At 75.7% G+C, this 1,088-nt stretch carries 2 protein-coding genes; both read right to left on the minus strand.

Translation table 11 applies throughout. From position 1 onward, the window contains the following. Positions 1 to 296: 296 nt before the first annotated feature. The gene (locus AB0J52_RS41870; RefSeq protein WP_500188860.1) at positions 297 to 803 is read right to left on the minus strand and encodes a GNAT family N-acetyltransferase; all 507 of its coding nucleotides are present in this window, start codon (positions 801 to 803) and stop codon (positions 297 to 299) included. A gap of 68 nt (positions 804 to 871) precedes the next feature. After that, positions 872 to 1,088: UvrB/UvrC motif-containing protein (locus AB0J52_RS41875; protein ID WP_500188862.1), on the minus strand; the 217-nt coding region annotated here is incomplete at its 5' end.

Genomic DNA, 1,088 nt, shown 5'->3' on the forward strand with positions numbered 1-1,088 from the left:
GACCATCAGCCGTCCGGACTCCCCCACCGGGCGGGTCCGCCGCACGCGCGTGGCCGCCCGCTCGGCGACCGCCTCGGGGTTCCGCATCCGGACGGCGGTGAGTCCCGCGATCCGTTCCGTCCACTCGGTGGTCGCCAGCACCACGGCCTCACCTCACGTCCGCGATGGAACGTTCTCACTAAGACACTTTCACCGCTGCGCCCGTCAGCCAACCCCCGGCCGCCCATCAGCCGACGCCCTGGCGACCGGCGGCCGTGGGCGCCCGGCGCCCCGGCATGCCGCCGGCCGGGCGCGGGTCAGGAGGTGGGCGCCCACATGACGACGCGGGGGCCGAGGCGGTGCAGGCCGGCGGCGGCCTCGGCGGCCCAGTGCCGGCGCAGACCGGGCGTCCAGCGCTCCTCGGGCAGCTCGGTGAAGCCGTGCCGGGCGTACCACGGCGCGTTCCAGGCGATGTCGCGGAAGGTCAGCAGGCTGAGGCCGGGCGACCCGGCCGCCGCCACGTGCGCGCGGACGGCCAGCAGCAGCCGGGTGCCGATGCCCTGCCCGGCGAGGTCGGCGTGCACGGAGATCTGGTCGAGGTGGGTGGCGCCGTCCAGCGGGGAGAGCACCGCGTAACCGGCGGGCGGATCCCCGGCCACGAGGATCTCCGCGTCCCTGCCGACCATCTGCTCCACCACGGTCGGGCCGGGCGGGAACTCGATGCCGACCGCGCCGAACATCCGGTCGGCGGAGTTCTCGATCGGCGGCAGCAGGTCCAGGTCGGCCGGTGCGGCCGGGCGGATCTCGTACTGGTCAGTGCTCACCCGCCGATGGTAAGCCGCCCTTTCCGTCCCCCGCGGGCCGGGACGGCGGGCCGGGACGGCGGGCCGGGTCACTTGACGCCGGCCTCCTTCATCTCGCGGAGCTCGCGCTTCAGCTCCTTGATCTCGTCGCGGAGGCGGGCGGCGAGCTCGAACTGCAGGTCGGTGGCGGCCTGGTGCATCTGCTCGGTCATCTGCTCGATGAGCGACTCCAGCTCCGCGCGCGGGCGCTCGCCGACCAGGTCGGCGGCGTGCCGGCCGGCCTCGCGGCGGGACGCCAGGCCCGGG

Origin of the sequence: Spirillospora sp. NPDC049652 (assembly GCF_040675125.1) — a bacterium.
Classification (GTDB): Bacteria; Actinomycetota; Actinomycetes; order Streptosporangiales; family Streptosporangiaceae; genus Spirillospora.